This window comes from Colwellia maritima, from assembly GCF_022669015.1.
Lineage (GTDB): Bacteria > Pseudomonadota > Gammaproteobacteria > Enterobacterales > Alteromonadaceae > Colwellia > Colwellia maritima.
The window spans coordinates 410,111-435,707 of the sequence record NZ_JAKKSL010000003.1 but is presented as its reverse complement, the minus strand read 5'-3'; the positions used below and the strand labels follow the sequence as shown (position 1 = coordinate 435,707).

Genomic DNA, 25,597 nt, shown 5'->3' with positions numbered 1-25,597 from the left:
AATTATCTCTTATATATTATCGCTAAAATGAATAACTGAGAGATATGATGGCTTTTTCTATAGAAAATCGAGCAAACACCTTAAATGGTCTGCTATTTGTCGCATTATTAGCAATGGCAGCTACGTACCTGTCTGAATTCTCATTGTTTAAGCAATTAGCGATTAGCCCACTGATTATTAGCATTGTGTTGGGTATGCTATACGGGAATAGTTTACGGCATAAATTTCCTGATGAATGGCAAATTTCCTTGTTATTTTCTACTAAAACCTTATTACGATTAGGTATTGTTTTATATGGTTTTCGGCTAACATTTCAATACGTTATACAAGTTGGGGTGGCAGGGGTTGCAGTCAGCTTTATTATGGTAACTACTACCTTTATTCTAGGATCTTTGGGTTGGTATAAAGCTATTAAAACTTGATCGTGATACCAGTATTTTAATTAGTGCGGGCAGCGCAATTTGTGGTGCGGCTGCCGTATTAGCAACAGAGCCAATTATTAAAGCCGAGCCTTATAAGACCAGTATCGCAGTGGCAACTGTGGTGGTTTTTGGCACACTTGCAATGTTTATTTATCCAATGTTGTACCAAAGTGGTGTACTAGGGTTAACTGAACAAGCAATGGGGGCATATACTGGTGGGAGCCTACACGAAGTCGCCCATGTAGTTGGCGCAGGTGCAGCCATGGGGGATAACATTGCAAACACAGCAATTATTGTGAAAATGTTGCGAGTAATGTTATTAGCACCTTTTTTAATTGTGTTAAGTCTTTGGATTGCGAGAGGCGTTAAACAAAGCTATGTAAGGCAAGGCGTTGCTCAACGTCAGCATAAAATGGCAATTACTATTCCTTGGTTTGCATTAGGTTTTGTTGGTGTTGTTGGCTTTAATTCACTTAATTTGTTGCCAGAAAGCGTAGTGAATGGCATTAATCAGTTTGATAGTTTTATATTAACAATGGCGATGACAGCATTAGGTATGGAAACTCGCTTTAATAAATTTAAGCATGTTGGTTTTAAACCGATTTATCTAGCGAGTATCTTATTTGTTTATTTAATGGGGGCAGGCTATTTCTTGTCTTACTACTTGATAAGATAAAACCTGGATAGGGCGCTAAGCACTGTGGCTTTGTTCAAAGCCACCAAAACGGTAAATAGTTGTTCAATTTTTTTAACTAATGGAATGAGTAATTGTTGTTGGTCTTTATGTGCTTGCCAGTTTAATAGATCATCAGCAATTTCTTCCACATAGGGTTGAAATGTATTTGCAGAACATTGAAAGCCGGATCTTTTTTAAAAATGGCTTCAAAGCCTGCTTTATTGTGTTCGCGTAAATCAGCTAAAGTGGCATCGGCTGTTAGTGATCTTTTTAAGATTAATGAGATGTTTTCAATTAATTGTTGTTCAATGGCTTTGGTCATAATGGTTGTCTTTTTAGCTAGTCTTGGTTCAATGTCAGGTGATTTGGTCTGAATTAATAAAGTCTGATTATGTCAGGTTTATTGGTGTTTTGTTAGTTTGTCCTGCTACTTCACGTACAAGTTTTGGCATTAAAAAGCCGGGCAAAGCGGCAAGCATTTCATTCACAATTGTTATAGCCTTTTTTTCGGGTACATCAAAGTGAGCCGCACCTTGTACTGGATCAAATAGGTGTAAATAGTAAGGTTGAATGCCTGCATCAAATAGCTGCTCACTTAATTCACACAGTACAGTACTATTATCATTAATACCTTTGAGCATGACACTTTGGTTAAATAATGGAATTCTTGCAGCCTTTAATGGTTCAAGCGCATTAATAAAATCATGATCAATTTCATTAGGATGGTTTATATGCAATACCACGGTTGATTTTAAACGAGTATTTTTTAGCAAGTTTACTAATCTAGAAGTAACACGACGCGGAATTACCACAGGTAAACGGCTATGAATACGTAAGCGTTTTACATGGGTAATCTTCTCTAGTTGTTCAACAAGCCAAGTTAAATGTTCATCACTTGCCATTAACGGGTCGCCACCACTAAAAATCACTTCTGATATGTCTTGATTGTTTTCAATATACGTTAATGCTTGCTGCCAACGTTGTTTATTTGGACTGTTGTCTTGGTAGGGAAAATGCCGTCTAAAACAATAACGACAATTGATAGCACAACCTGCTTTAACAATCATTAGTACCCGATGTTTGTATTTATGAAGTAGACCTGCTGCAACAGTATCATGCTCATTTAAAGGATCTGTTACATAACCATCAGAGACAATAAACTCATTAGATAAAGGCATAACCTGTTTTAATAAAGGGTCATTAATATCACCTTTTTTCATGCGCTTAATAAAAGGTAACGGCACCCGAACAGGAAATAATTTACGCGCCTTAAAGTGCTGCAAATAACCATCACAATCAATATCAAGTAAATCTAGAAGCTTTTTTGGGTCAATTATGACTTCACGTAAATCTTTTTGCCATGAATTTTCATCACAAAGATGCAATTGAGGGTCAATTTGGGTTATTATCTGCGACAATTCTAATTTCAACCTATGTTCTCTACCTTAGATGCTGTGTAGTTTAATGGTAATAGACAATTAATAAAAGAGCGCACTTATGGCTAATTTCAGTACTAACCAGTTTAAAGCCGGACTTAAAATCATGCTTGATGACGAACCATGCAATATCCTTGAAAACGAATTAGTAAAACCGGGTAAAGGTCAGGCTTTTAACCGTGTTAAAATTCGTAAATTAGTCTCAGGGAAGGTATTAGAAAAAACCTTTAAATCAGGTGAGTCTGTTGAAGGTGCTGATGTAATGGATATAGAGTTAGCTTATTTATATGCCGATGGTGAGTTTTGGCACTTTATGAATAATGAAACGTTTGAACAAATAGCTGCCGATGATAAAGCCGTTGCTGATAGCGAAAAGTGGTTAGTAGAAGGGGACATTTGTACGATCACCTTATGGAATAATTCACCTATTTCGGTGACACCGCCAAACTTTGTTGAAATCGACATTACAGAAACTGACCCTGGTTTAAAAGGTGATACTGCGGGTACAGGTGGCAAACCTGCTACGTTAGCTACGGGTGCCGTAGTTCGTGTACCTTTGTTTGTACAAATTGGTGAAAAAGTGAAAATCGATACACGATCTGGTGAATACGTTTCACGCGCTTCCAAGTAAACCGTAAATTTAATTTACCCCAAAAGGCTCAAATAGCATTTATTTGAGCCTTTTTGCTATCTATACTTTTGTCGCCTGCTCAGGTATATTCTTGTTATCTTTGTTTTTTATCAAATATTAGCGAGTAGCCAAGTGAAAGAAAAAGCGACTTCTTTTGATATTGCCTTTCAGGTCGGGTTTCTCAGTCGACGGTGTCTAGGGCTTTGCGAAATAGTCCTTTAGTGAACGAAGAAACGCGACTCAAAATACAAGCAATTGCCAAAGAATTAAATTACAAAGTCGACAAAAACGCCAGTAATTTGCGTTCGAAGCATTGTGATACCATTGCTTTGCTACTTTTTGAAGACCCCACCAATGATGATTCAGCCATCAATCCTTTTTTCTTTCCATGTTAGGCAGTATTACCCGAGCTTGCGCACAAAAAGGCTATGATTTATTAGTATCATTTCAACAAGCGAGTAACGATTGGCATGCTGATTTTGAAGACAGTAATAAAGCCGACGGTCTAATTTTGTTGGGTTATGGTGATTATGTTGATTTTGAAGAAAAACTGATTCAATTAAGTGAGCAAGGAACGCATTTTGTTCGTTGGGGAGCTGAAGTACAAGAATTGCCTATAGTCTCTATAGGTTGTGATAACTTTCGTGGCGGGCAAGAGATCACTGAGCATGTAATTAAACAAGGGCGAAAACACTTTGCTTTTTTAGGAAGCGCCTCTAGCCATGCACCTGAATTTTATGATCGCTATAAAGGCCATTGTCAGGCACTGAAAGATCACGGTTTAGTGGTTAATAGTAAAATGCAGTTTAACGCTCTGTATACTGAAGAAGCGGGTTATAAAGCCGCGTGTGAATTAATAAACAGTGGTGAAAAATTTGATGCTATTTGTGCGGCGTGTGATTTGATTGCTATAGGCGCAATGCGTGCGTTAAAAGAACATAATATTACCATACCAGACCAAGTTGCGGTGGTTGGGTTTGATGATATCGCCATTGCCGGCTTTACATTTCCGCCGTTAACAACGGTTAAGCAAGATACTCAATTGGCAGGCGAGCTGTTAGTAAACACCTTACTATCATCAATAAGTGGTCATGACATCAGTACTACCTTAATTGAACCTAGCGTTATTGTTCGAAAATCATGTGGTAGTTGATTAAGTTAGACTTTGTTCATTTGAGCAACTTGAAAGCAGCTTGTTGCTCTAATCTTTATCAGAACACTAACTTTGCTACAAAAGAGACCTTAGGCCTCGACACCATTTAGCTTATTTGGATTAGACTTTGTATGGATAACGCTTTAAATTCTTATAATTTATTTTTCAAACTTAAAAAAGGCAAAATAATTACTTTTAAATCCATATATCAATACCCTAAAAACAGTTACTGCAAATTATATAACTCGCCACTTTAGATTACAGAGAATTAAATAAATTACTGTAATAGTTTGTAATCGATGCCCTCCTTAATTTTAACTTTTAGCAGTACGTTAACCCTTACTTTTTACCTTTTTACGGTAGTTAATACCCATTCTTTTTTACCTTTATGTTGTTTTTTTACCCCTACTTATTTACTATATACCAATTAAAATACAATATTGATTGGTCTTGGGTAGCGCGATGTATAGAAAGTGTTTAGAAAAGTTAATTGAATGGGCTGAACGAGACTCAAGAGGGGTTATGGTTCTTAGAGGAGCAAGACAAGTCGGAAAAACAACCCTAATTCGGAAATTAGCTGAAAAATTGGAACTGCATCTTATAGAGATCAACATGGAAGAATCTCAGAGCTTTACACATATGCTTGAACACAAAGAAAAGGCTAAGGAAATCCTTGAACACATTATGTTAGAACAAGGTGTTAACGTCGACCCGAAAAACGTAGTATTTTTTTTGATGAAATACAGGAGCTACCGAATCTTTATTCATACTTACGTTACTTCAAAGAAAAAGCCCCTGATTTTAAAGTGATTTCGGCAGGATCACTTTTAGAGTTCGAAATTAACAATAAAAACAGACAACAAGGCCCAACAGGTCGAATAGAATATAGTTATCTAAACCCGATGACTTTTGAAGAATATTTATTGGCAGCCAATAAACTTGCTTATGACAAACTAAAAGAACTATCTCCAACAAAACCAGTAAGCGAAGGACTTCACACAATCCTTTCAAATATCTTTAAAGAATATCTCGTATGCGGTGGAATGCCTGCTGCGGTTCAAGCCAGTATAAATAAAGAAGGGCCTTTGCGTTTAGATGCGATAAAAAACGACATAATTACTGGGTACATTGAAGATTTACCTAAATATTCCGACCTATCTGATACAAAGTACGACACGGAACTACTAGAAAGAATACTTAGTGTAGTTATGAGTAACCCTTCTAAAGGGCTACAGTACAACAAAATAGCTCCAGGGTATAAAATTGAAAAAGTTAAAAAACACATTGATATTCTTGCAAGTGCGAAAGTAATTAGGCGTAGTATTCACACTAGTGAAAACAAAACACCTTTACTTAATGGTGTTAACCCTAAAAACTACAAGCTGTTTGGCCTCGATCTTGGACTTTGTTACTCATTTATGGGGGTAAGCCCGATGTCAATTTATTCAAATATTGATATTAACGACATGGCTAATGGCGCTATCGCAGAACAATATGTGGCTCAAACACTCGCCTCTATTCCTCCCTTTTATAAAACGAAGGCAATCTATCATTGGGAAAGGCAAAAGAAAGGATCAACAGCAGAAGTTGATTTCATTACTGAAGTTGGTAGCGAAATCTATCCGATAGAATGTAAATCTGGGAAATCTAACAAACTAAAATCATTAAAATTATTACTAGAAGAGAAAGTATTCAAAACATCACTTCGTTGTTACTCTGGCAATACTGAAATAGAAACTTGGAGTATAACTAAAAATAATGATGAAGAATACCAAGCATCAGTTATGAGCATTCCACTTTATATGCTAGAGCATTTCATTGAGAGTAAAGCTAGTTAAAGGAAAGCCCCTTGGGAACATTACACCCCGTAATACATATGAACGACGCAACAGGCATGAACAGCCTCTTCTAGAGCTGATTTTTAGTATCTAAATCCATCGTCTTCATGGCAATAGTTTGTGCTTCCAACCATGCCCATAAGGTCAAAGAGTGAAACAAACGCTAACGTAAGCTTGACTCATAAAGTGATCATGCAGTTTAACGCTCTGTATACTGAAGAAGCTGCTTACAAAGCCGCGTGTGAATTAATAAATACTGGTGAAAAATTTGATGTTATTTGTGCGGCGTGTGATTTGATTGCTATAGGCGCAATGCGTGCGTTAAAAGAACATAATATTACCATACCAGACCAAGTTGCGGGGGTTGGGTTTGATGATATCGCCATTGCCGGCTTTACATTTCCGCCGTTAACAACGGTTAAACAAGATACTCAATTGGCAGGCGAGCTGTTAGTAAACACCTTACTATCTTCAATAAGTGGTCATGACATCAGTACTACCTTAATTGAACCTAGCGTTATTGTTCGAAAATCATGTGGTAGCTGATTAAGTTAGACTTTATTCATTTGAGCAACTTGAAAGCAGCTTGTTGCTCTAATTTTTCTCAGAACACTAATTTTTGCCACAAAAGAGACCTTAGGCCTCGACACCATTTAGCTTATTTAGCTTATTTGGATTAGACTTTGTATGGATAACGCTTTAAATTCTTATAATTTATTTTTCTAGTTCAGCAATTATATGAACAGTATTGACATGACATATACCAGAGGTTACTTCAATACTATACATAGACCAATCAAGGTATCCTTCCTTAAATACATGGACATCATATACTCCACTTCTTTCATGTGCGACTTGAAGCGTGTGAGTGTTATCACATACCCCGTAAGCATCAACATATGGTGGGATCTCTACAGAAAAACCAGTATCTTCAATGACAGCGCTTGCATCACAAGCAATAAAATCACCTGTAGCTTTATCTATAACACCAATCGTAATCGCAGGTGCAACGTTAGCGGTACAAGTGATGCCATCTGTGGTTGTTTTTTCATCACAACCAACTAAAGTAAGTAAACCTAAAAAAGGCAAAACAATTACTTTTAAATCCATATATCAATTCCCTATAAAACAGTTACTGTAAATTAAACAACTCGCCACTCTAGATTACAGAGAATTAAATAAATAACTGTAACAGTTTGTAATCGATGCCCCCCTTATTATGGAGGATTTTCAGTAATATGACTCGAATAAATCAATAGAAATCATAACGCAAGAAAATCATTTCTAATGCCAGTAATGCACTTTGTTAGCGTTAAGCTAAGGACAAAAAATGCCACTTAGCTGACCTAAGACTTCAATACTATTTAGCTTATTTAGGTTTAGTATAAATAATGGATTTATTAACCACTATTAGCACTATCCAAAAGTTGAACCAAATATCCAAGACCACAGTAAAGAGGAGTAGGCCCTCTAAAGAAATCCGTAACCCCCAGACAATGGATACTAATTTCACCAAAATATTTCTCTAGAGATTCCAGTAAGTCTTTAATTTCATTTAACGATGGTCTTGTACCATCCAGTGTAATCATTTTTTGGTAATCTGAATGCGCCATGTACTTGTTTCTATATTCATTGACTTTGTTCCTAGCAGGAATCACTTCGTTATAGTAAATGTTTTTTATATCTTGGTATGCCTGATTTTTTAATAGTATTTCTTGTTTCAAAAAATATTCAGCTGTCAGATTAGTGTTCTGTTTCTGTTTAGTATTATCAGTTAGTTTACACAGTTTTATCAAAATCGAATCCTGTAATTCATCAAACAGCAAACCAAAGAAATTTTTTGCACCCAATCTCAATATCTCTAGATTTTTATCATCTTCGAATAAAATACAAAACTCATTATAAAGGAGCTTTGCCCTCCTTAAAGCTATCGTTGCATGGTCATATTTTTTTTGAAATGTGTTCATATTTCTCTCATCGCGGCTACGTTAATTCTGAGGTAATAATACATTAAAACTTATATTTGAGCGGTCTAGCACGTAAGTGCATTTCATTGACAAACTTGTTTTACATTATTTGCCAATTGAGTAAGACGAACCGTTTTCAAGTTTGAACGAATACGGTAATTCAGGTACATGATCATTGTATGGTTTACCAACTAGGTCAGACTCCCAAATTGGCAGCTCATTACCAGTATAATGTTCAGATGCTTTTTGCTTAAGTGTCGAAAGATCGCCACTAGTGGCTAAAACTTCAGAAATACCTTTTTCATTTGTAAAAATTAATTTCATTGCTTGATTCCCTCTGGTGTATAACGTTTATTATGGACGGCTTCTCAGTAATATGACACCAATAATTCATTAGAAAACATATGGCAAATATTTCGAAGTTAATGTCAGCAATGCGCACTTTGAAGTCATATTAATACAACTAAAAATAAGCCGATGAACTATTTTTACTGTTTTCTTGTACTCTTTTCTCTTTGTATCAGCTTAGTAAGGTGATATTACTAATCAAGTTTGGGGTATGTATCAAATATGGAAGTTAAAATATTCACTAACACTTTAAAAACTAAGCGTGTTTAATCAAAGCAATGGCATTGCTGTTAGGCAACAACTTCCTCACTGCAAGTGGCTACTTTCTCTGCTGTACCATCTTTAACAAAAAACACTGATAAATTAACTAGGCCACCCATGATAAAACTACTAGCCATGCACCTGAATTTTATGATCGCTATAAAGGCCATTGTCAGGCACTGAAAGATCACGGTTTAGTGGTTAATAGTAAAATGCAGTTTAACGCTCTGTATACTGAAGAAGTCGGTTACAAAGCCGCGTGTGAATTAATAAATACTGGTGAAAAATTTGATGTTATTTGTGCGGCGTGTGATTTGATTGCTATAGGCGCAATGCGTGCGTTAAAAGAACATAATATTACCATACCAGACCAAGTTGCGGTGGTTGGGTTTGATGATATCGCCATTGCCGGCTTTACATTTCCACCGTTAACAACGGTTAAGCAAGATACTCAATTGGCAGGCGAGCTGTTAGTAAACACCTTACTATCATCAATAAGTGGTCAAAAGATCAGTACTACCTTAATTGAACCTAGCGTTATTGTTCGAAAATCATGTGGTAGCTGATTAAGTTAGACTTTATTCATTTGAGCAACTTGAAAGCAGCTTGTTGCTCTAATCTTTCTCAGAACACAAACTTTTGCCACATTGCTGACATTAGCTATAAGAACAAATCAAGCAAGGTGGATTAGATTTTGTATCGATATCCGTGCTATGTTGAGTGACTGTCCCCGTTAATTGTTATTCAACATATAGTTGCATCATTACAAACCATGGGGGCAAGAGTAGATACTATTTATGATTTAATGACGCAGTCAGAAATCCCCTTTATTGATTTATCTTGAGTAGCTGAATATAATGAGCGCCTAGAAGTAAGCATAACAAAAAGGAGGGTGTTATTATGTTGAAGGAAAAAACTTATCAAAAATGTCGTTATCTACTTTCCCCTGTTAGCTTATTTACTCTGTGTTTTACACTTATAGCAATATTTCTTTACTCTATGGAGAGTCAAGCCATGTTTGGTTTTTTTAAAAAGACTGAGGTTCAGTTATCCCCTCCAGTAAAAGGTCGAATTACAGATAATGGACAACCCTTATCTGGCGTAGAAGTTGTACGTGAGCTTTTTTATAGTGGCTACGATAAAAAAAATGCGATTATTGATTATGCGTTAACCAATACCCAAGGCGAATTCTCATTTGATGAAATAGTAGTCAAATCACGTTCACCAAGTGATATTTTTGGTCAAAACCTCCCAGTATCACAAGAAATATATATTAAAAAAGAAACTAACGAACATGAAGATGATATGTTTTTGTTGTGGGGAGCAAGTAAGCATTGGCGCTCATCTCCACCACTGAACAACTTAATGCTTCAATTAAATGCTGACTTACAAAATAAAGAAGTAGATCAGATGGTAGATACTACGGGATACAATACGAGAAATGAACAACTAGTCTCGACTATTTGTCATTGGGAAAATGACAAGGTTACTACTTATTACAATAATGAAGTAATAAGATCTTATGAAGAAATAAATTAATTTCACACTAACATTAAGGATGAAGTATGGTAGAAATATCACCTAAAGTAGCATCAGAGATAGCTTCTCTTGCTTATCAAATTGAGACTACTCCAAAAAGACTTAGGCCGTTACCTGCAACAAAAAGCCACTTTAAATTTAATTTAACCAATGTACATCAAGGAACATCCGGCGGTTTTTTTTGGCGAGAAACTACAGGTTTTGTATTAATTGGGCAAGGGCATAGCCAAACACATAAAGGCGATCATGTTATTGCCATTCGAGGTACGGCGTCATTAGCTGATGCGCTGACTGATGCGACTTGTCACAGTAAAAATAGCGATACAGGCAGTGCAGTACACACAGGTTTTCAAAACACTTTCGCCTCTTTTAGAGATAATCTGTCTCAATACATGAGACAACCAGAAGTGCAAAAAAGTACGGGGGCTATTCATTGTATTGGGCACAGTTTAGGAGGGGCATTAGCCACTTTAGTGGCTGACTGGATCAAGGTTGAGTTTAATAAAACCGTTTACTTGTATACGTTTGGTTGCCCACGGGTAGGCAAAAAAGATTTTGCAATAAAAAGCAGTGCCCGTATTGATAAAATATTTCGCTGTGTACATGGTGCTGATCCAGTACCTAAAATTCCTGTCTGGCCTTTTCACCACGCCCCTATTAATGGCGTTGAGTATGTTTCAGACAGAGCACAAGGTATTAATCTTGGTGCCCATTCTATGGATGCAAGCCCTGGTTATATTAATACGGCAAACAAGAATGATTGGCATCATATTTATAGTCAAAAAGCGGGTTCTTTATCGCAAAGAGTTGTCTTAAATTATAATAATCGCTTACAAACGACCTACTCTACTCATTGGGCAGACAAACTAGCCGCCGCTTTGATGACTTTAATGATTGACGGAGGAGCTGCCGGTACTGTGGCATCATTACAAGTAATGGGAGCAAGTGTAGGTACGGTTTATGATTTAATGGCACTGTCAGTGGTAAAAATAGCAAATATGGCAGGTTACGAAGAACAAGTTAGAGGCATGTTAGGGCATATGTTGGTATTTGCAGGAAAATATAGCGCTATTCCAATTGAACTGACTTATAAATTTATTCGATGGGTATTTGATATCACGTTAGGCCGATTAACTAAAGCGGCTAAAATGGCATTAAAAGCTACTTAATTAAAGAGATTTTGTAGGGGATGCACAAGCCCATCCCCTCGAAACAATGTTGCGAGTCAGTATGATTAAAATTGCAAATTAATTGTATTTACAACAAGATAGGATTAACTTGCTCTTTTGGGCGAATCCGTTCAAAAGTACAAGTTAGTCCTCTAGTTTTTTTCTAACTTGCATTTTATTTATTCTGTTTTGATCGCTATTGCCACATTGCGGACATTAGCATTTAATCAGTAGCGGTGATTTGGATTAGATTTTGTATCGAGTTTCCAATATTAAATATTTTTAACAGTAAAAAATGTTTCACTTGTTTTTTTACCATCAATAAACGCTTCAAATTTCCAAGTTCCAACAGAATCAAGTCCTTTTTTAAACTTATACGAGCATGACCAGACCATAGAGTAACTTTGTTGTTTTGTGTCGTGCATACAAATCCTCGCTACTCTGCCTTTGCTATCTGTTATTTTTAATTGAGATTGATACTCGTTTTTATTTTTTTCAAAATCCCATTTTACATAGCCATAAATCGTTTGATCTATATTTACAGTTTCAATCACTTTATTAGGCTTGTTTTTTCCTGTGATTTTGTCTGTAATATACGTTGTAGCACTAACAATTTTTACAGGACTTTTTTTAGAAAAGTAAAAGAAACTAGAAATTAATATCACAACCAATATAAAAGAAGAAAAAGTAAAATAAGTTTATTTCTTTTTTTGTTTTTATTCGTAATATAGTTGCTGTGAACATCATCAGCTATAGGCTTTATTTCTTCTATTGATAAACCTGTAACTTTTGAAATTGACTCTAACGTATCGTCTATATTTTGATTTAGTGATTTTTTTTCTTTACTCTGATTGTAGTATTTGAAAACTTCATCTTTTATTTCTTCTAATAATTTATCGTTCAATTTTAATTCCTTTTGTTTTTCAAAAAACTATTTTTATTTCATGATTTTACAACCCCCGATAATCCTACCAACCTTATAGGTGACTTTTGCTCATGTAGTCTTGTGCGAACTAGATTTAGACCATCTAAACCGCTAAGTCCCCCTTCGTGCCTATCGGATGAATCGAATAATCGAATTTGGTCGTCACAAAAATATTCATCGTTAACGCCTCCTGGTGAGTTTGCCCAGTTATCAACTCCTAACAAAATGGGACATCCACGAATTATTATCCTTAAATTACTATATCAGAGCAAGAATCAGTATATCAATTGATTAGAAAATATATGTCAAAAAATTTGAGGCTAATGTCTTCTGTGCGCACTTTGAAGTCATATTAATACAACTTAACATAAACCGATAAATTATTTTTACTGTATTAAAATAATTTTCAAATACTAAGTTATTTAATTACGCACAATTCCACACCTTTCTCTGTTTTCTTGTACTCTTTTCTCTTTGTATCAGCTTAGTAAGGTGATATTACTAATCAAGTTTGGGGTATTTATCAAATATGAAGTCAAAATATTTACTAACACTTTAAAAACTAAGCGTGTTTAATCAAAGCAATGACATTGCCGTTAGGCAATAACTTCCTCACTGCAATCGGCTAATTTCTCTTCTACCCCATCTTTAACAAAATACACTGAGAATGCACCTAGGATCATCGAGGCACCCGCTAACATAATGATATAAACCGCATTATTGTCGAATATATGGCTTAAAATCCGGCCTGAAACTAAACCTGACACGATTTGTGGTGCTGCAATAGTAAAGTTAAAAATCCCCATATAAACACCTGTTTTATCCGCAGGTAAAGCCCCTGCAAGTATCGCGTAAGGCATAGATAAAATTGCCGCCCATGCCATGCCAATACCTAACATAGACCAAATTAAACCTATCGCGCCTTGGGGCACTTTTACGTCGGTTATTAATAAATTTACATGGGTAATTGTTGGGTCTTGAAATAAAATAAAACTTAAGTAACCAAGCCCGCCTGCAATTAATGAGAATGAATAAACTATTTTTCGACCAAATGTATTCGCTAATTTAGTTAATAAAATAGCGAAAAACACAGCAAACAAAGCTTGTGCAGCATATAAAATGCCAACCCAGTCATGACCGCACCTTTGGCTGCTGCTACCGTCTCAGGCAAACCACCCATCGCAGTTATATAAGCAGGATCAAACCAATCAACCGCTACTCCCCAAGCATGTTGAGTAATTGCTGCAGGCGTGTATGTCCACATAATAAATAATGCAAACCATGAGAAAAATTGCACTATCGCTAATTGCTTCATGATTATGGGCATATCTTTTAATAATATCCAATAACCACTTAATCGCTCTGATAGAGTTTTCTTAACAGCTTGCTCTTGTTTTATTTTTTCATAATTTAAATTTTGATAAGCGTAGTAATCTTCTGGCTTGTATTCTTTGGTTCTAAATACAGTCCACAAAACTGATCCTAGTAACACCGTGGCTCCAATATAAAATGCCCATATAACTGACGGTGCAACTTTACCTTGCTCTGATATGTTGTCTAAGCCAATCACGTTAGTTAACACGAAAGGAAGAGTTGAACCAACTACCGCACCAATATTAATTAATAGGGTTTGTACAGAATAACCTAAGTTATGCTGTTCGGCGGGCACCATATCAGACACTAGTGAACGAAATGGTTGAAACGTTACGTTAAATGCCGCATCTTTAATGGCAAATATTAGTAAACCAAAAATAATCGGTGGAATAAAAGCCACAACCATTGAGGCGTTTGGAAGTAATATCATCGCGGTGGCAGCAACTAACGCACCACCTAAAACAAAGGGTAAGCGCCGACCCATGCGATTCCATGTTCGATCAGATAAAGCACCCACAATAGGCTGTACCAGTAATCCCATGATAGGCGCTGCCAACCAAAAGAGTGATAATGAAGAAAGATCAGCTCCTAAATCAGATAATATACGACTGACGTTACTATTCTGTAATGAAAAACCAATTTGCACACCTAAAAAGCCGAAGCTGACATTCCAAATTTGCCAAAAACTAAGATGGGGTTTTCGATGAGTATTATTACTACTTTTATCAGTATCTGTCGTGGTCATGTGAAGACTCTTATATTAATTATTGCAATGTGAACAATATACTCACTATCATCATTGACAGCTATCTCTTACATACGTATTCAATTAATATTGATTTCAATCGTAATAAACCTTGTTTTAGTTGTTGTTCGTTTTGTCCGGCAAAACCTAAGCGAATGTATTTATCTTGATCGTTCTTTTGATCTAAATGAAAGGCATGTTCTGCTAATATAAATATGCCTTGCTGTCTTGCAACTTCTGCTATTTTTTGTGCCTTATCACCAATATTTACCCACAGCGCCATACCACCAAGCAGGAATGGAAAATTCAATCTCTAGTCCATCCTCAATAAATTGGCTGAGCAATTCAACCATGTAGTGCCGCCTTTTTTGATAATGTCGGGTAACTTTCCGTAAATGGCGCTCAAAGCCACCATCTTTCATCCGGCGCGCTACAGCATCTTGAAGCGGTACATTGACTTTGTGATTGAGTAAGGCGCGATAATTTACAATGGGGAGAACAAGTGATTTATCCACAGCGATAAGTCCTAAGCGAATTCCAGGAAACATAATTTTTGAAAAACTAGAAAGATAAATAACTAAACCAGACGGATCATTGGCGGCCATAGGCGCTAGTGGTTGGCTGTTATAGTGAAACTCGTGGTCATAGTCATCTTCAATAATAGGAAAGTTATACTGTTGTGCTAACTGATATATTTTTTTACGTTTGCTCATTGCAAGCGTTGTGGTGGTAGGGTATTGATGTAATGGTGTTAGGTAGAGTAAGCGAATTTTTTGTGTTTTAACCAACTGTTCAAGATGATCAATATCAATACCCTGGTCAGTTTGTTTCACCGCAATTAACTCAGCGCCTGCATTGTTAAATGCGTTCCAAGTCAGTTGATAACCTAAGCTCTCTACCGCTATTTTATCACCTGTTTTTATTAAAACTTGAGCGATAATATATAAGGCTTCCTGAGTACCATTGACGACAATAATTTCTTTGTTGGTGATTGATCGTACCCTACGTAAATATTTACTTACTTCATGAATAAAGGGTGAAAACCCGTTGTTATGACCATAATTCAATTCCTTAATATCGGGCCGATTTAAGGCTTGATTCATAAAACCTCTGAATTCATTGAATGGAAATAAATTAATATCTGGATTACCGCCGGCAAAATTAAATTCGTAGCCACTTGCTGTTGGCATAGCCTTGTTGTCATTGCTTTTTGCTAGTCGCCAGATGTGCCTTTGTACAACCTTCTCTTGATTATTCTTGAGATTCTTATTGATATTTTTTGTGGAAAATATAGGCAATATTGCAGCTACACTGTAACCCTGTCTATGTCGAGCCTCAACCCAACCTTGTGCAACTAACTCATGATAAGCGGCCATAACCGTATGGCGGTTAACAGCTAACTGCTCAGCAAGTACTCGCGCTGAGGGTAGCTTTTCAGATGAAACAACATTACCACTTTCAATGGCATATCGAATAGCGAAGGCTATCTGCAAATACAGTTTTTTAGTCGAGTTATTTAACGTTAGGTTAAGCGTTTTCAATAGAAAAATCCGTCTTTGGTATAAGTGTTTATTTGAAACTGGTCGTTGTGTTTATACCACAAATTGCAGAATATCAACTAAATTTTTAAGGAGTTTATTTATGTTTGAACCTAAACCAGTCACCATTTCAACAAATAAAATAACCTTGCGTCCGTTATCAATAGAACATCTTGATGCTTTTTATCAAGCGGGCGCTTTTCCTGAGCTATGGAAGTGGTCATTGCCAAATCAATGCACTTCAAAAACACAAGCTGAAACTTGGCTAACGAAGTCACTTGAGAAGGTTAAACAAGGAGAGCAGGTTGTTTTTTCAATTTTTGATAATCAAAGTGGTGAGCTAGTTGGTAGCACACGCTATTGTGAAATTAGCCATGAAAATAGAACGTTAGAAATTGGTTTTACTTTTATCACGCCTAAATATCAACGTACTTATGTGAATACTCATGCTAAGTATTGCTTGTTAAAGCATGCTTTTGAGCAACTAGAGGCTATTCGAGTTCAGTTTAAAACACACGACCATAATATAAAGTCACGTAATGCTATTAGTCGGCTAGGTGCCACGTTTGAAGGAATTTTACGCCATCAGCGAATTTTGCCCGATGGTAGTTTTCGCAATACTGCCATTTTTTCAATTATCAATAGTGAATGGCTAGTGATTAAAAACGGTTTAGAAGCAAAAATGTAATGCTTTGATTATGAACAATTTAATAGAGAATTGAAATAAAAGGGGATGAACAATGCATGTGCCTAAAGTTTTTCAACAAGATGATCCTGTTGCTTTACATGAACTCATGATGAAGTACCCATTGGCAAGTTTGATTGCCTATTCAGCAACAGGAATAGAGGTAAACCATATTCCTTTTTTTCTTACTAACTCAACAGAGGAATTGCATGGCAACACGACCGAGAAGCTGACTTTGCAAGGGCATATTGCAAAAGCGAACCCATTATGGCAAAACGTAAAAGATAACGCCGAGATATTGCTCGTTTTTCACGGGCCGAATTGTTACATCTCACCCAATTATTACCCAACAAAAAAGGAGCAGGGTAAAGCAGTGCCGACATGGAATTATGTTGCTGTGCATGTAAAAGGTCTGCTGCATTATCGATTTGATACTGATTTTAAACTGGCGATGTTAAATAATTTAACGATTCAACATGAACAAAACCAAGAGAAACCTTGGTCAATTACAGATGCGCCAATGCAATATATTCAACGCATGTTAGCAGCCATTGTCGGTTTAGAAATTGAGATCTTGTCAATAACAGGAAAATGGAAAGTAAGCCAAAATCAGCCAGAAATAAATAAACAGGGGCTTGTAGTTTGGATTGTCTAACGAAGAAACAAGTGATTCGTTGAACATAGCAAATCTAGTTAAAACACATATGACAGGGGGCGTAGAACTATAATTTTGAATTGTCCTACCGGAGCAGTTAATACGATAATTAGTAATTAACGGATTAACTGCGTTTAATACTTTCTACCCTTTAATTATTATTGTTGCAATATATAAGCCGCAGCACCTAATAAACCGGGTTGTGCTTCAGTAATTACATAAGTGGGTGCTTGCTGAGTAATATGCGATAAACGCCCTTTGCTTTCAAAGCGCTCTCTGAACTTACTTGCTTTTAGAAAATCGATAAAGCGAGGTACGATGCCACCGGCAATGTATACACCACCTTGGCTGTTCATGATAAGCGCTAAGTTACCGGCAAAGCCGCCAAGCGCTTGACAGAAAATTAGCATAGTTTGCCGGCAGATAATGCAGGTTTTTTCAATACCTCGTTTGCTAATTTCTTGTGCGGATAAAGGAGCTTCTTCTTCGTCATCGCCCTTGTTAGCTAAAGATTGGTAAATCTGTTCAATACCATAACCTGAGAGTAATTGCTCATAGGATACACGTTCTTTAATGTCATTTAAGTAGCGTAATACGGCAATTTCTAGCTCACCAACGGGCGCGAAATCGACATGACCACCTTCGCCACTAACACAATGCCATTGGCTTTTATCACCTATGGTAATAGGAATTAAGTTAGCCACGCCTAAGCCTGTACCCGGGCCGCAAACAGAAATAGGCTTACCTGCAACCGCTTCACCACCACCAATTTTTACCTTTTGGCTATCGTTTAGCAGCGGAATTGCCATAGCGATGGCAGTATAATCATTGATCATACTTAAGCTATTTAAGTTTAACGTTTTAATTAGTTCTTTTTGAGAAAACTGCCAGGGCAAGTTCGTCATCGAAATAATATCGTTGTCAGTCGGGCAAGCGATAGCTAAACAAGCATTAATGCCGGCCTCAGCTATGTTTTTGCTTTCAATATACAGCGCGATAACGTCAGCCAAGCTTGAAAATTTTGCACATTGATAGGTTTCAATATTTGTGTATTTTGCCTCACTTTGTGCATCGGCTTGCGCTATACGAATATTAGTTCCGCCGATATCGGCAATTAAATTAACAATTTTTTTATTCTGGGTATTCATAACTTATTTATTACCTAATTCAGTATGCTTAACGTTAACGGTTGATGTTGCCATTTAAATTTTACAGTTAATGTTTGTTTTTCTTTATTCCAGTTGAAGTTGGTTGCTGTTTTTTCGCCCACTATAACTTTACTGGGTCTTTTGCCAATGATGAATAACTAGGGTTATATCTCTATTTTTAGGCATGCCCACATAGCGAGTGTCTTTTCTTGATAAATGGAGACTTAAGCTTTCACTTTGTTGACGGGCTTCGAAGGATAATAACTCAAAAAAACTATGGGTGTTAGCTTGAAACATTTCACCATCATCGTCATACATTTCACCTTTGCTGCTGTTCGCTGATTTGTCGGCATAGTAGTGGAGTGTTAGCTTGCTGTTATCGTAATCTTTAGTCGATTGAATAGCATCAGTCATCGGAATAAATGAACCGGCTCGCACTAATACCGGTAGTGTTTCTAGGTCAAGTTGCAATATTTACTGTTTGGTTGCCTTGATGTCTCTCGCCACTAAAGTAGTTAAACCACACGCCTTTAGGTAGTGGAACTGAAACTGATTTTACCCCTATATCAACTACTGGCGTTACGAGAAAAGCGTCACCCCAAAGATAGCTTGTGGCATTGTTCATTAATGTGGTATTGCTCTCGTCTTCGAAGAAAAGCGGTCGCATAAGCGGCATGCCCGTAGTACTGTTTTCATAAGCTAAAGTATAATTATAAGGCAGTAAGTTATATCTGAGTTTTATGAATTTTCGAAGAATATCTTGCGTTTCTTTATCGTGAAATACTACTTCTGGGGCGATATTGTCTTGCGCATGTGGGCGATAAATAGGTTGAAAAACACCATATTGCAACCAACGAATATACAGTTCTTTATCAAATTTTTCGCCACCAAAAAACCGCCTAAATCAGAGTGAGTATAGCCCATGCCTAAAACCCCCATTTGTAAGCTAAGTTCAACTTGCGGTTTTAATCCGCCCCACGAGCGGCTGACATCACCCGTCCAAGGGATCATGCCATAACGCTGCGAACCGGCAAAACCAGAACGCATTAGAATAAACGGGCGTTTATCGGGGGCAAGGTCTAATTGATTGTCAAAAACCATTTTAGCCCACTGATGACCATAAACATTATGGATAGCATCACCATTGACAACACTGCCGTCTTCAAGTGTATGCAAGGTGTCGCTCGGATGAACTTCTGGCTCGCCTAAATCACCCCACCAACCGCTCACACCTTGTTGGTATAAGCCTTTATAAATATTATTAAACCAGTTTTTGCCACTGTCGTTGAATACATCAATTAAACCAGTATTGCCAAAATAGAAATCGAAACGCTTAGGTTTACCATCAGTATCTTTTGCTAAGGCTTGACTTTTTTCTGCATCCTGCCATTTTTTTGAGGTGGTTAACACAAAAGGCTCGGTGATCAATAGGGTATTGACACCTTGTGCTTTTATGTCGCTGATCATTTTTGTTGGGGTAGGGAAGGCGTCGTTATCCCAATCTAAGTTGCCCATGTGACCTTTTATGTCTTTACCAAACCAGTAAAGATCAAGAATTAGTGCGTCGAGCGGAAAGTCTAATTCGTGAAATTTGTTAACGGTATCGCGAACTTCTTGCTCTGTTCGATAACCAAAACGAGAGGCATAGTTGCCGAATGCCCAACGCGGTGGCATGGGTTGCTTGCCAGTAACATCTACGTAGTTATTGATTAATTCCGGATAAGTGTCGCCGGCAAACACAAGATATGCCATGCGCCCTGACACAGCTTCAAATTGAATTATGTTGGGATCTGTTTTGCCTAAATCCATCCAACCTTTGGCTGAATTGTCAAATAGCAGTATATATTTATTGCTTGAAAATACTGCAGGTATACTAAAATTCATTTGATTAGATTGTGTTTCATATCCGTAATGTGCACGGTTATACAACGGCATACGATGACCTCGTCTGTTCATGCCGAGTACACGTTCACCACCACCCATTAATTGTTCTTGTTCACTTAGCTTAAAACGAAATCCTCGCACATTAACGTGTTGATCTTTTTCAATCGTCGTACCAACAAAAAAACCTTGCTCTTCAGAAACGAGTAATTTTTTGCCTTGATAGTAGCTTATGTAAAAAGGGGATTTATTAATAACCGCCTTGAGTTTACCCCCTAACAGCGTTAATTTTTCAGCCGTTTCAGTAATCGCGAAGTGTTGTGTAAGTGCTTGTTCTTTTATTGAAAATGAAGGTAAGAATGCTGCCGTATTATGTTTGCTTTTATCATTATAATGGGCTTCTATCGCATGATTATTATAGGCCGTTAAGGTTACCTGCCCATGTGAAGTGTTGATTTCAACATGATTTTTTTTTAGTTGATAGCTAAGGTAGTTATTCTGTTCAAGTTTACTTTTTTCACTTGCGATGGGTTGCGCAATAACCTGAACAGTAAATAAAAGAACAAACACAACTGTATATTTGAACCGTAAAAGTGAACGCAAGATAATTCCTTAATCGAATGTCATAGAGAGTTATTTATTTAATCATTTATTTATGCTGATTAGTATTACATACGTATGCAAAATCAAGGAAAGTCAATGCATACGTATGCAGGGGGTATTCCCCTTGAAACGAATTGCGTATTCTTAAAGTGTAATTATGAATTAAACATATAGTGCGGAGTTTTAGGATGAGTAAACAAATGTGGTGGCGCGGAGCGGTAATTTATCAAATATATCCGCGAAGCTTCTATGATGCTAATCAAGATGGTATTGGCGATTTACCCGGTATAATTCAAAAACTTGACTATATTGCTAGCTTAGGGGTTGATGCTATTTGGATTTCGCCCTTTTTTAAATCACCGATGAAAGACTTTGGTTATGATATTAGTGACTACCGTGATGTTGATCCCCTATTTGGTAGCTTGGCTGATTTTGACGAATTAATTACCAAAGCTCATGACCGTAATATTAAGATAATGGTAGACCAAGTACTGAGTCACACCTCAGATCAGCACCAATGGTTTATAGAAAGCCGAGAAGATCAAGTTAATGATAAGTCTGACTGGTATGTATGGGCTGATGCTAAAGAAGACGGCACGGCACCAAATAACTGGTTATCTATTTTTGGTGGTAGTGGGTCGGACTTGGGAGCCACGTCGTCAACAGTATTATTTACATAACTTTTTATCAAGCCGACCTGATCTTAACTTCCATAACCCTCAAGTGCAAAAAGCTGTTCTTGATAATGTTGAGTTTTGGCTAAAACGTGGCGTTGATGGATTTAGGTTAGACGCTATTAACTTTTGTTATCATGATGCACAATTACGTGATAACCCCGCTAAACCCAAAGCACTAAGACAAAGTATAGGGTTTGATGAGAAAAACCCATACGCTTATCAATATCATTATTACAATAATACCCAAGATGAAAATTTAGGATTTATTGAATCTATTAGAACGCTATTAAATCAATATCCGGGTACTGTTGCCTTAGGGGAAATTTCGTCTGAAGACTCATTAAAAACCATGGCGGAATATACCCAAGGCGAACACAGGTTACACATGGGTTATAGTTTTGATTTGTTAACAGATGAGTTTTCTGCTCAATATGTTAAGCAAGTTGTACAAACCCTTGAAGAACGAGTATCAGACGGATGGCCCTGTTGGTCAATTTCAAACCATGATGTGCAACGCGTTGCTAGTCGTTGGGGGAAAAGTCAAAAGGCAGAACAGAATACAGATTTAGCTAAAATGTTATTTGCCATGATATCTTCTTTACGCGGTAGCGTGTGTAGTTATCAAGGAGAAGAGTCAGGGTTTAACTGAAGCTAATATTGATTTCAAGGATATTCAAGATCCTTACGGCATTACTTTTTGGCCGCAATTTAAAGGGCGAGATGGCTGTAGAACGCCACATCCTTGGCAGCATGACCAAATCAATGCCGGATTTAGTCAAGTTAAACCATGGTTGCCGGTAGTGGCTGAACACCATAATAAATCAGTCGATGTACAAGAAAACTCACCTAGTTCTGTTTTAAACAGCTATCGACATTTTAACCAATGGCGCAAACAACACAGTGCATTACTTTATGGTGATATTAGCTTTATAGACACCCCAGAGCCAATACTTGCTTTTATTAGGCAGAATACCGAGGAGAAGCTTGTTGTTTGTTTTAATTTTAGTAATCAAACACAAACATTCGCACTTAACCTTGCCGATGAGAATATTGTTGTACTTAGCGACCATAAATTATTAACGACGACTACGATAACTGATAACCAAATTACATTGCCTGCTTTTGGCTGTTTCTACGCGTCGTTATAACCTACTTAATTGGGTAGCACAATAAAATGAAAATGAGCAAAGTATTCACCATTATTTTTTGTACAGTATCGTTGGTTGTTAATTTAACAACATTTGCAGCAGGTATTCATCAGGACTTAACGGCAAAAGCAGGCAAGCTGAAACCTTATCAGCAACGAGTGTTTCAGGATGAAGTTTTTTATTTTGTTTTACCCGATCGATTTCACAATGGCAACGTCAGTAATGATTTGGGTGCTGCAGAAAACGATAGCAAGCGTGCATTATCTCATGGCGGTTTTGATAAAAACCATAAAGGTATGTATCACGGCGGTGATCTTGCAGGGCTGACTGAAAAATTACCCTATCTTGATAACATGGGTATTTCCGCTATTTGGCTAACACCTGTTTTGCGTAATCAAGCAATGCAATCTGGTACATCTGGTTATCATGGTTATTGGATTTTAGATTTTACTGAAATCGATCCTCATCTTGGCAGCAACGCTGACCTGAAGCACTTTATTGATCAAGCACACCAACGTAATATTAAAGTGTTTTTCGATATTATTACTAATCATACAGCTGATGTTATTAAGTATAAAGAATGTCATGGTGATGATGGTTTAGGTTGGCTTCCCGAGCAAAAAGGCGAAGAAGAAGGTGAAGATTGTCCTTTTAAATCAGTTGCCGAGCTAGCTAATGGGAATGTTTATACGCCTATTATTCCAAAAGGAAATGAAACCTTAAAAACGCCATTATGGCTTAATGATACTGAGGTTTATCATAACCAAGGTGATTCAAACTGGGTTGGTGAAAGCTCAATTCGTGGTGACTTTGCTTGGCCTTGACGATTTAGATACTAATAGCGAAAACGTTATTATCGGCATGATAGACATTTACAAGGCTATTATTGATGAATTCAAACCAGACGGATTTCGTATTGATACGGTTAAACATGTTAACACTGAATTTTGGCAAGCATTTTCACCGGCATTAATGGCACACGCTAAATCATTAGGCATTGAAAACTTTTTTATGTTTGGTGAAGTTTATAGTTTTGACGCTAAAGAATTAAGTAGTTTTACAACAAAAGCAAAACTTCCATCAGTATTAGACTTTGCTTTACAAGGTGCGATTAGAAGTGCTTTAGTTGAGCAAAAAGGGTCTGATGAGTTGGCAAATTTATTTGCTCAAGATCACTTTTATCAAACTAACCATAAGGATATTGAAAATACTAATGCTAACCAGTTGGTAAACTTCACAGGTAATCATGACATGGGAAGGTTTGCTTACTTTTTAAAAGAAAGTAAACATAATTACAGTGAGCAAGAACAAATTCAACGTAATTTGCCGGCCAATGCTATGTTATTTTTTACCCGTGGCGTACCGGTAATATATTATGGTGATGAGCAAGGTTTTGTCGGTGATGGCGGCGATCAAGATTCACGTCAAGATATGATGCCATCAAACGTAGACAGTTATAATAATGATGATTTATTAGCAACCAATAAAACCACGGCTGACAATAACTTCGACACTAGCCATTTGTTTTATCAAACGTTTGCAAAATATGCCGAGTTATATCAGCAATATCCAAAAGCATTGCGATTTGGTCAACAAACAACGCTTTATTCTCAAAACAAGCCGGGTGTTTTTGCAATTCAACGGGTTGCGATGATTCAGGGTGAAGAGCAGACGTTAGTGATTGTATTTAATACCTCATCACAAGTTCAAAGCCTTAATGTGCTAACTAAATCACAAACTGAAAAACGGCTCTACCAATCAATTGCTAATACTAAAGGTGAGCTTTCGCCATTGAGTTTTGCTATTTATCAGCTTAAATAGAATTCAAAAATTGAATATAGGTATTAATCGTTGTCGGGTCTTTAAACATATTGCTGTGGTTTGCACCTTTAACAATAATTAGATTTTTGTTTGTTGATTTACTGGCATCAAAAAGTTTTTGTGATAGCGCTACAGGTACTTGTTGATCTTCTTCGCCAAGAATTATAAGTAAGGGCTTTTGGTATTGCTGTGCAACAATAACTTGGTTGTTGGCTGCATGGAACGCAGAATCCATATTAACGGTTAAGAAAGGGTATACGTACCAAGGCGTTTTTGCTTTAATCCAATCATCAACATTGGTCGCTGAACCCTGTAAAACTAGTGCGTCTATTGGTTGATCTTTTGCTAATTGCGTCGCAATAAAACTACCCAGTGAGTAGCCGTGAGCAATAATTCTATCGGCTTTTAATTCGGTTTTTATAAATTGATATTGTTCATTTGCATCTGAAATTAAGTTATTGATTGTTGCTTTACCAGAACTAGCCCCTAAGCCTCTACGATCAAAAATGACTATATCTAACCCTAAGGCTGCAAGACTATGTAACATCTCTATGCCACCGTCTTTAACTTGCATGCCATTTCCTTGAATAACAAATATCAGTTGATCACTGTGAGGGTTATCTAAGTACAAACCTTCTAGTTGTGCACCTTTGTCAGCCGTTAGTAATGAAAGTGTTTTAAGTTGATGCTCAGGGAATTGTTGCCGCCAGTTATTGATACTTTCATCATCATAAACTTCTACTGCTTCACTTTGGCTGATGAATTTATCTTCTTTTAGCGTTGCAGTACAAGAAAAAAGACCTGTGAGTAGACCTATAACTATAAATTTTTTAAACATATATAACTCCATTAAGAAAACAAAACAAACTTACTAATCACCGAGGACCCATAGGCGCAGAGCGCTTCACAGAGAATTGCACAGTGATTATTTCCATCAATAATTGTATAAAAATCAAT

General features: G+C 36.9%; 27 protein-coding genes and 4 pseudogenes. 15 read left to right on the top strand and 16 right to left on the bottom strand.

Annotation, left to right across the window (positions count from 1 at the left end; genetic code table 11):
• The first annotated feature begins 47 nt into the window (after positions 1 to 47).
• Positions 48 to 422, top strand: a complete 375-nt coding sequence (locus L3081_RS17930) for a putative sulfate exporter family transporter (protein WP_242287408.1) — start codon at positions 48 to 50, stop codon at positions 420 to 422.
• Positions 403 to 1,098: a YeiH family protein gene (locus tag L3081_RS17925; RefSeq protein ID WP_338027410.1), complete on the top strand. Its 696-nt coding sequence runs from the start codon at positions 403 to 405 to the stop codon at positions 1,096 to 1,098. The genes L3081_RS17930 and L3081_RS17925 overlap by 20 nt, the downstream gene beginning before the upstream one ends.
• Positions 1,099 to 1,219: 121 nt before the next feature.
• Here the strand turns inward: L3081_RS17925 and L3081_RS17920 are convergent, their stop codons facing one another.
• Entirely contained in the window at positions 1,220 to 1,420 is a 201-nt protein-coding gene (locus L3081_RS17920) for a hypothetical protein (RefSeq protein WP_242287406.1), read from the bottom strand.
• Positions 1,421 to 1,487: 67 nt separating this feature from the next.
• Positions 1,488 to 2,516, bottom strand: coding sequence for an EF-P beta-lysylation protein EpmB (gene epmB / locus L3081_RS17915; RefSeq protein WP_242287404.1), 1,029 nt, complete (start codon positions 2,514 to 2,516; stop codon positions 1,488 to 1,490).
• A gap of 79 nt (positions 2,517 to 2,595) precedes the next feature.
• Between epmB and efp the strand changes: the two genes are divergently transcribed.
• From efp to L3081_RS17890, 5 genes and pseudogenes are all read left to right on the top strand, one after another.
• The gene (efp, locus tag L3081_RS17910; RefSeq protein WP_242287402.1) at positions 2,596 to 3,165 is read left to right on the top strand and encodes an elongation factor P; all 570 of its coding nucleotides are present in this window, start codon (positions 2,596 to 2,598) and stop codon (positions 3,163 to 3,165) included.
• Between the two features lie 132 nt (positions 3,166 to 3,297).
• A pseudogene (locus tag L3081_RS17905) lies at positions 3,298 to 4,318 on the top strand (LacI family DNA-binding transcriptional regulator).
• 450 nt (positions 4,319 to 4,768) lie between these two features.
• A complete protein-coding gene (locus tag L3081_RS17900; protein WP_242287400.1) occupies positions 4,769 to 5,128 on the top strand; it encodes an AAA family ATPase in 360 nt (119 codons plus the stop codon).
• Positions 5,044 to 6,156 (top strand): ATP-binding protein, encoded by a 1,113-nt coding sequence (locus tag L3081_RS28525; protein WP_338027409.1) that lies wholly within the window; start codon positions 5,044 to 5,046, stop codon positions 6,154 to 6,156. Before L3081_RS17900 ends, L3081_RS28525 begins: the two co-directional genes overlap by 85 nt.
• A gap of 192 nt (positions 6,157 to 6,348) precedes the next feature.
• Positions 6,349 to 6,702 (top strand): substrate-binding domain-containing protein, encoded by a 354-nt coding sequence (locus tag L3081_RS17890; protein ID WP_242287398.1) that lies wholly within the window; start codon positions 6,349 to 6,351, stop codon positions 6,700 to 6,702.
• Between the two features lie 168 nt (positions 6,703 to 6,870).
• Here L3081_RS17890 and L3081_RS17885 read toward each other — a convergent pair whose 3' ends face one another.
• The 3 genes from L3081_RS17885 to L3081_RS17875 form a co-directional block, all read right to left on the bottom strand.
• Positions 6,871 to 7,266 (bottom strand): hypothetical protein, encoded by a 396-nt coding sequence (locus L3081_RS17885; RefSeq protein ID WP_242287396.1) that lies wholly within the window; start codon positions 7,264 to 7,266, stop codon positions 6,871 to 6,873.
• Positions 7,267 to 7,556: 290 nt separating this feature from the next.
• A complete protein-coding gene (locus L3081_RS17880; protein ID WP_242287393.1) occupies positions 7,557 to 8,123 on the bottom strand; it encodes an AbiU2 domain-containing protein in 567 nt (188 codons plus the stop codon).
• A gap of 105 nt (positions 8,124 to 8,228) precedes the next feature.
• The gene (locus L3081_RS17875; RefSeq protein ID WP_242287392.1) at positions 8,229 to 8,447 is read right to left on the bottom strand and encodes a hypothetical protein; all 219 of its coding nucleotides are present in this window, start codon (positions 8,445 to 8,447) and stop codon (positions 8,229 to 8,231) included.
• Between the two features lie 446 nt (positions 8,448 to 8,893).
• On the opposite strand from L3081_RS17875, the pseudogene L3081_RS17870 reads away from it, so the two are divergent.
• From L3081_RS17870 to L3081_RS17860, 3 genes and pseudogenes are all read left to right on the top strand, one after another.
• Positions 8,894 to 9,298: pseudogene (locus tag L3081_RS17870) on the top strand (LacI family DNA-binding transcriptional regulator); the annotation flags it as partial.
• 334 nt (positions 9,299 to 9,632) lie between these two features.
• Entirely contained in the window at positions 9,633 to 10,271 is a 639-nt protein-coding gene (locus tag L3081_RS17865; RefSeq protein ID WP_242287390.1) for a DUF6795 domain-containing protein, read from the top strand.
• Positions 10,272 to 10,297: 26 nt separating this feature from the next.
• Positions 10,298 to 11,440, top strand: coding sequence for a lipase family protein (locus L3081_RS17860; RefSeq protein WP_242287388.1), 1,143 nt, complete (start codon positions 10,298 to 10,300; stop codon positions 11,438 to 11,440).
• A gap of 272 nt (positions 11,441 to 11,712) precedes the next feature.
• Here the strand turns inward: L3081_RS17860 and L3081_RS17855 are convergent, their stop codons facing one another.
• The 6 genes and pseudogenes from L3081_RS17855 to pdxR form a co-directional block, all read right to left on the bottom strand.
• Positions 11,713 to 12,105, bottom strand: coding sequence for a hypothetical protein (locus tag L3081_RS17855; protein ID WP_242287385.1), 393 nt, complete (start codon positions 12,103 to 12,105; stop codon positions 11,713 to 11,715).
• Positions 12,102 to 12,344, bottom strand: a complete 243-nt coding sequence (locus tag L3081_RS17850) for a hypothetical protein (protein WP_242287383.1) — start codon at positions 12,342 to 12,344, stop codon at positions 12,102 to 12,104. The genes L3081_RS17855 and L3081_RS17850 overlap by 4 nt, the downstream gene beginning before the upstream one ends.
• 38 nt (positions 12,345 to 12,382) lie before the next feature.
• Positions 12,383 to 12,589: a hypothetical protein gene (locus tag L3081_RS17845; RefSeq protein WP_242287381.1), complete on the bottom strand. Its 207-nt coding sequence runs from the start codon at positions 12,587 to 12,589 to the stop codon at positions 12,383 to 12,385.
• 372 nt (positions 12,590 to 12,961) lie between these two features.
• Positions 12,962 to 14,484: pseudogene (locus tag L3081_RS17840) on the bottom strand (MFS transporter).
• Positions 14,485 to 14,545: 61 nt separating this feature from the next.
• Positions 14,546 to 14,794: a hypothetical protein gene (locus tag L3081_RS17835; protein WP_242287379.1), complete on the bottom strand. Its 249-nt coding sequence runs from the start codon at positions 14,792 to 14,794 to the stop codon at positions 14,546 to 14,548.
• A complete protein-coding gene (gene pdxR, locus L3081_RS17830) occupies positions 14,742 to 16,025 on the bottom strand; it encodes a MocR-like pyridoxine biosynthesis transcription factor PdxR (protein ID WP_242287377.1) in 1,284 nt (427 codons plus the stop codon). Before pdxR ends, L3081_RS17835 begins: the two co-directional genes overlap by 53 nt.
• Before the next feature lie 100 nt (positions 16,026 to 16,125).
• On the opposite strand from pdxR, the gene L3081_RS17825 reads away from it, so the two are divergent.
• Both L3081_RS17825 and L3081_RS17820 read left to right on the top strand, forming a co-directional pair.
• Positions 16,126 to 16,710, top strand: coding sequence for a GNAT family N-acetyltransferase (locus L3081_RS17825; protein ID WP_242287375.1), 585 nt, complete (start codon positions 16,126 to 16,128; stop codon positions 16,708 to 16,710).
• Positions 16,711 to 16,762: 52 nt separating this feature from the next.
• A complete protein-coding gene (locus L3081_RS17820) occupies positions 16,763 to 17,362 on the top strand; it encodes an FMN-binding negative transcriptional regulator (RefSeq protein ID WP_242287372.1) in 600 nt (199 codons plus the stop codon).
• 158 nt (positions 17,363 to 17,520) lie between these two features.
• Here the strand turns inward: L3081_RS17820 and L3081_RS17815 are convergent, their stop codons facing one another.
• The 4 genes from L3081_RS17815 to L3081_RS17810 all read right to left on the bottom strand — a co-directional run bounded on the left by L3081_RS17815 (position 17,521) and on the right by L3081_RS17810 (position 20,994).
• A complete protein-coding gene (locus tag L3081_RS17815; protein ID WP_242287370.1) occupies positions 17,521 to 18,510 on the bottom strand; it encodes a glucokinase in 990 nt (329 codons plus the stop codon).
• A 129-nt stretch (positions 18,511 to 18,639) separates the two neighbouring features.
• Positions 18,640 to 18,981, bottom strand: coding sequence for a DUF5110 domain-containing protein (locus L3081_RS28520; protein ID WP_338027392.1), 342 nt, complete (start codon positions 18,979 to 18,981; stop codon positions 18,640 to 18,642).
• Complete coding sequence (locus L3081_RS28515) at positions 18,971 to 19,360, bottom strand: TIM-barrel domain-containing protein (protein WP_338027391.1); 390 nt, start codon at positions 19,358 to 19,360, stop codon at positions 18,971 to 18,973. The genes L3081_RS28520 and L3081_RS28515 overlap by 11 nt, the downstream gene beginning before the upstream one ends.
• Positions 19,294 to 20,994, bottom strand: a complete 1,701-nt coding sequence (locus L3081_RS17810) for a TIM-barrel domain-containing protein (RefSeq protein WP_338027390.1) — start codon at positions 20,992 to 20,994, stop codon at positions 19,294 to 19,296. The genes L3081_RS28515 and L3081_RS17810 overlap by 67 nt, the downstream gene beginning before the upstream one ends.
• Positions 20,995 to 21,182: 188 nt before the next feature.
• Here L3081_RS17810 and L3081_RS17805 point away from each other — a divergent pair.
• The 3 genes and pseudogenes from L3081_RS17805 to L3081_RS17795 all read left to right on the top strand — a co-directional run bounded on the left by L3081_RS17805 (position 21,183) and on the right by L3081_RS17795 (position 24,640).
• Positions 21,183 to 22,819 (top strand): annotated as a pseudogene (locus L3081_RS17805) (alpha-glucosidase).
• A 26-nt stretch (positions 22,820 to 22,845) separates the two neighbouring features.
• On the top strand, positions 22,846 to 23,643 hold the full coding sequence (locus tag L3081_RS17800; RefSeq protein ID WP_242287368.1) for an alpha-amylase family glycosyl hydrolase: 798 nt from the start codon (positions 22,846 to 22,848) through the stop codon (positions 23,641 to 23,643).
• Positions 23,630 to 24,640 (top strand): alpha-amylase family glycosyl hydrolase, encoded by a 1,011-nt coding sequence (locus L3081_RS17795; RefSeq protein ID WP_242287366.1) that lies wholly within the window; start codon positions 23,630 to 23,632, stop codon positions 24,638 to 24,640. The genes L3081_RS17800 and L3081_RS17795 overlap by 14 nt, the downstream gene beginning before the upstream one ends.
• Here the strand turns inward: L3081_RS17795 and L3081_RS17790 are convergent.
• Positions 24,633 to 25,478 carry an alpha/beta hydrolase gene (locus tag L3081_RS17790; protein ID WP_242287364.1) on the bottom strand — a complete coding sequence of 282 codons (846 nt, stop codon included), beginning with the start codon at positions 25,476 to 25,478 and terminating at the stop codon, positions 24,633 to 24,635. The genes L3081_RS17795 and L3081_RS17790 overlap by 8 nt on opposite strands.
• Positions 25,479 to 25,597: the final 119 nt, after the last annotated feature.

Coding starts and splice junctions, on each gene's coding strand:
- L3081_RS17930 (WP_242287408.1), top strand. CDS start 48: ATGGCTTTTTCTATAGAAAATCGAGCAAACACCTTAAATGGTCTGCTA.
- L3081_RS17920 (WP_242287406.1), bottom strand. CDS start 1,420: ATGACCAAAGCCATTGAACAACAATTAATTGAAAACATCTCATTAATC.
- efp (WP_242287402.1), top strand. CDS start 2,596: ATGGCTAATTTCAGTACTAACCAGTTTAAAGCCGGACTTAAAATCATG.
- L3081_RS17890 (WP_242287398.1), top strand. CDS start 6,349: ATGCAGTTTAACGCTCTGTATACTGAAGAAGCTGCTTACAAAGCCGCG.
- L3081_RS17885 (WP_242287396.1), bottom strand. CDS start 7,266: ATGGATTTAAAAGTAATTGTTTTGCCTTTTTTAGGTTTACTTACTTTA.
- L3081_RS17880 (WP_242287393.1), bottom strand. CDS start 8,123: ATGAACACATTTCAAAAAAAATATGACCATGCAACGATAGCTTTAAGG.
- L3081_RS17875 (WP_242287392.1), bottom strand. CDS start 8,447: ATGAAATTAATTTTTACAAATGAAAAAGGTATTTCTGAAGTTTTAGCC.
- L3081_RS17865 (WP_242287390.1), top strand. CDS start 9,633: ATGTTGAAGGAAAAAACTTATCAAAAATGTCGTTATCTACTTTCCCCT.
- L3081_RS17860 (WP_242287388.1), top strand. CDS start 10,298: ATGGTAGAAATATCACCTAAAGTAGCATCAGAGATAGCTTCTCTTGCT.
- L3081_RS17825 (WP_242287375.1), top strand. CDS start 16,126: ATGTTTGAACCTAAACCAGTCACCATTTCAACAAATAAAATAACCTTG.
- L3081_RS17820 (WP_242287372.1), top strand. CDS start 16,763: ATGCATGTGCCTAAAGTTTTTCAACAAGATGATCCTGTTGCTTTACAT.
- L3081_RS17815 (WP_242287370.1), bottom strand. CDS start 18,510: ATGAATACCCAGAATAAAAAAATTGTTAATTTAATTGCCGATATCGGC.
- L3081_RS17800 (WP_242287368.1), top strand. CDS start 22,846: ATGAAAATGAGCAAAGTATTCACCATTATTTTTTGTACAGTATCGTTG.
- L3081_RS17790 (WP_242287364.1), bottom strand. CDS start 25,478: ATGTTTAAAAAATTTATAGTTATAGGTCTACTCACAGGTCTTTTTTCT.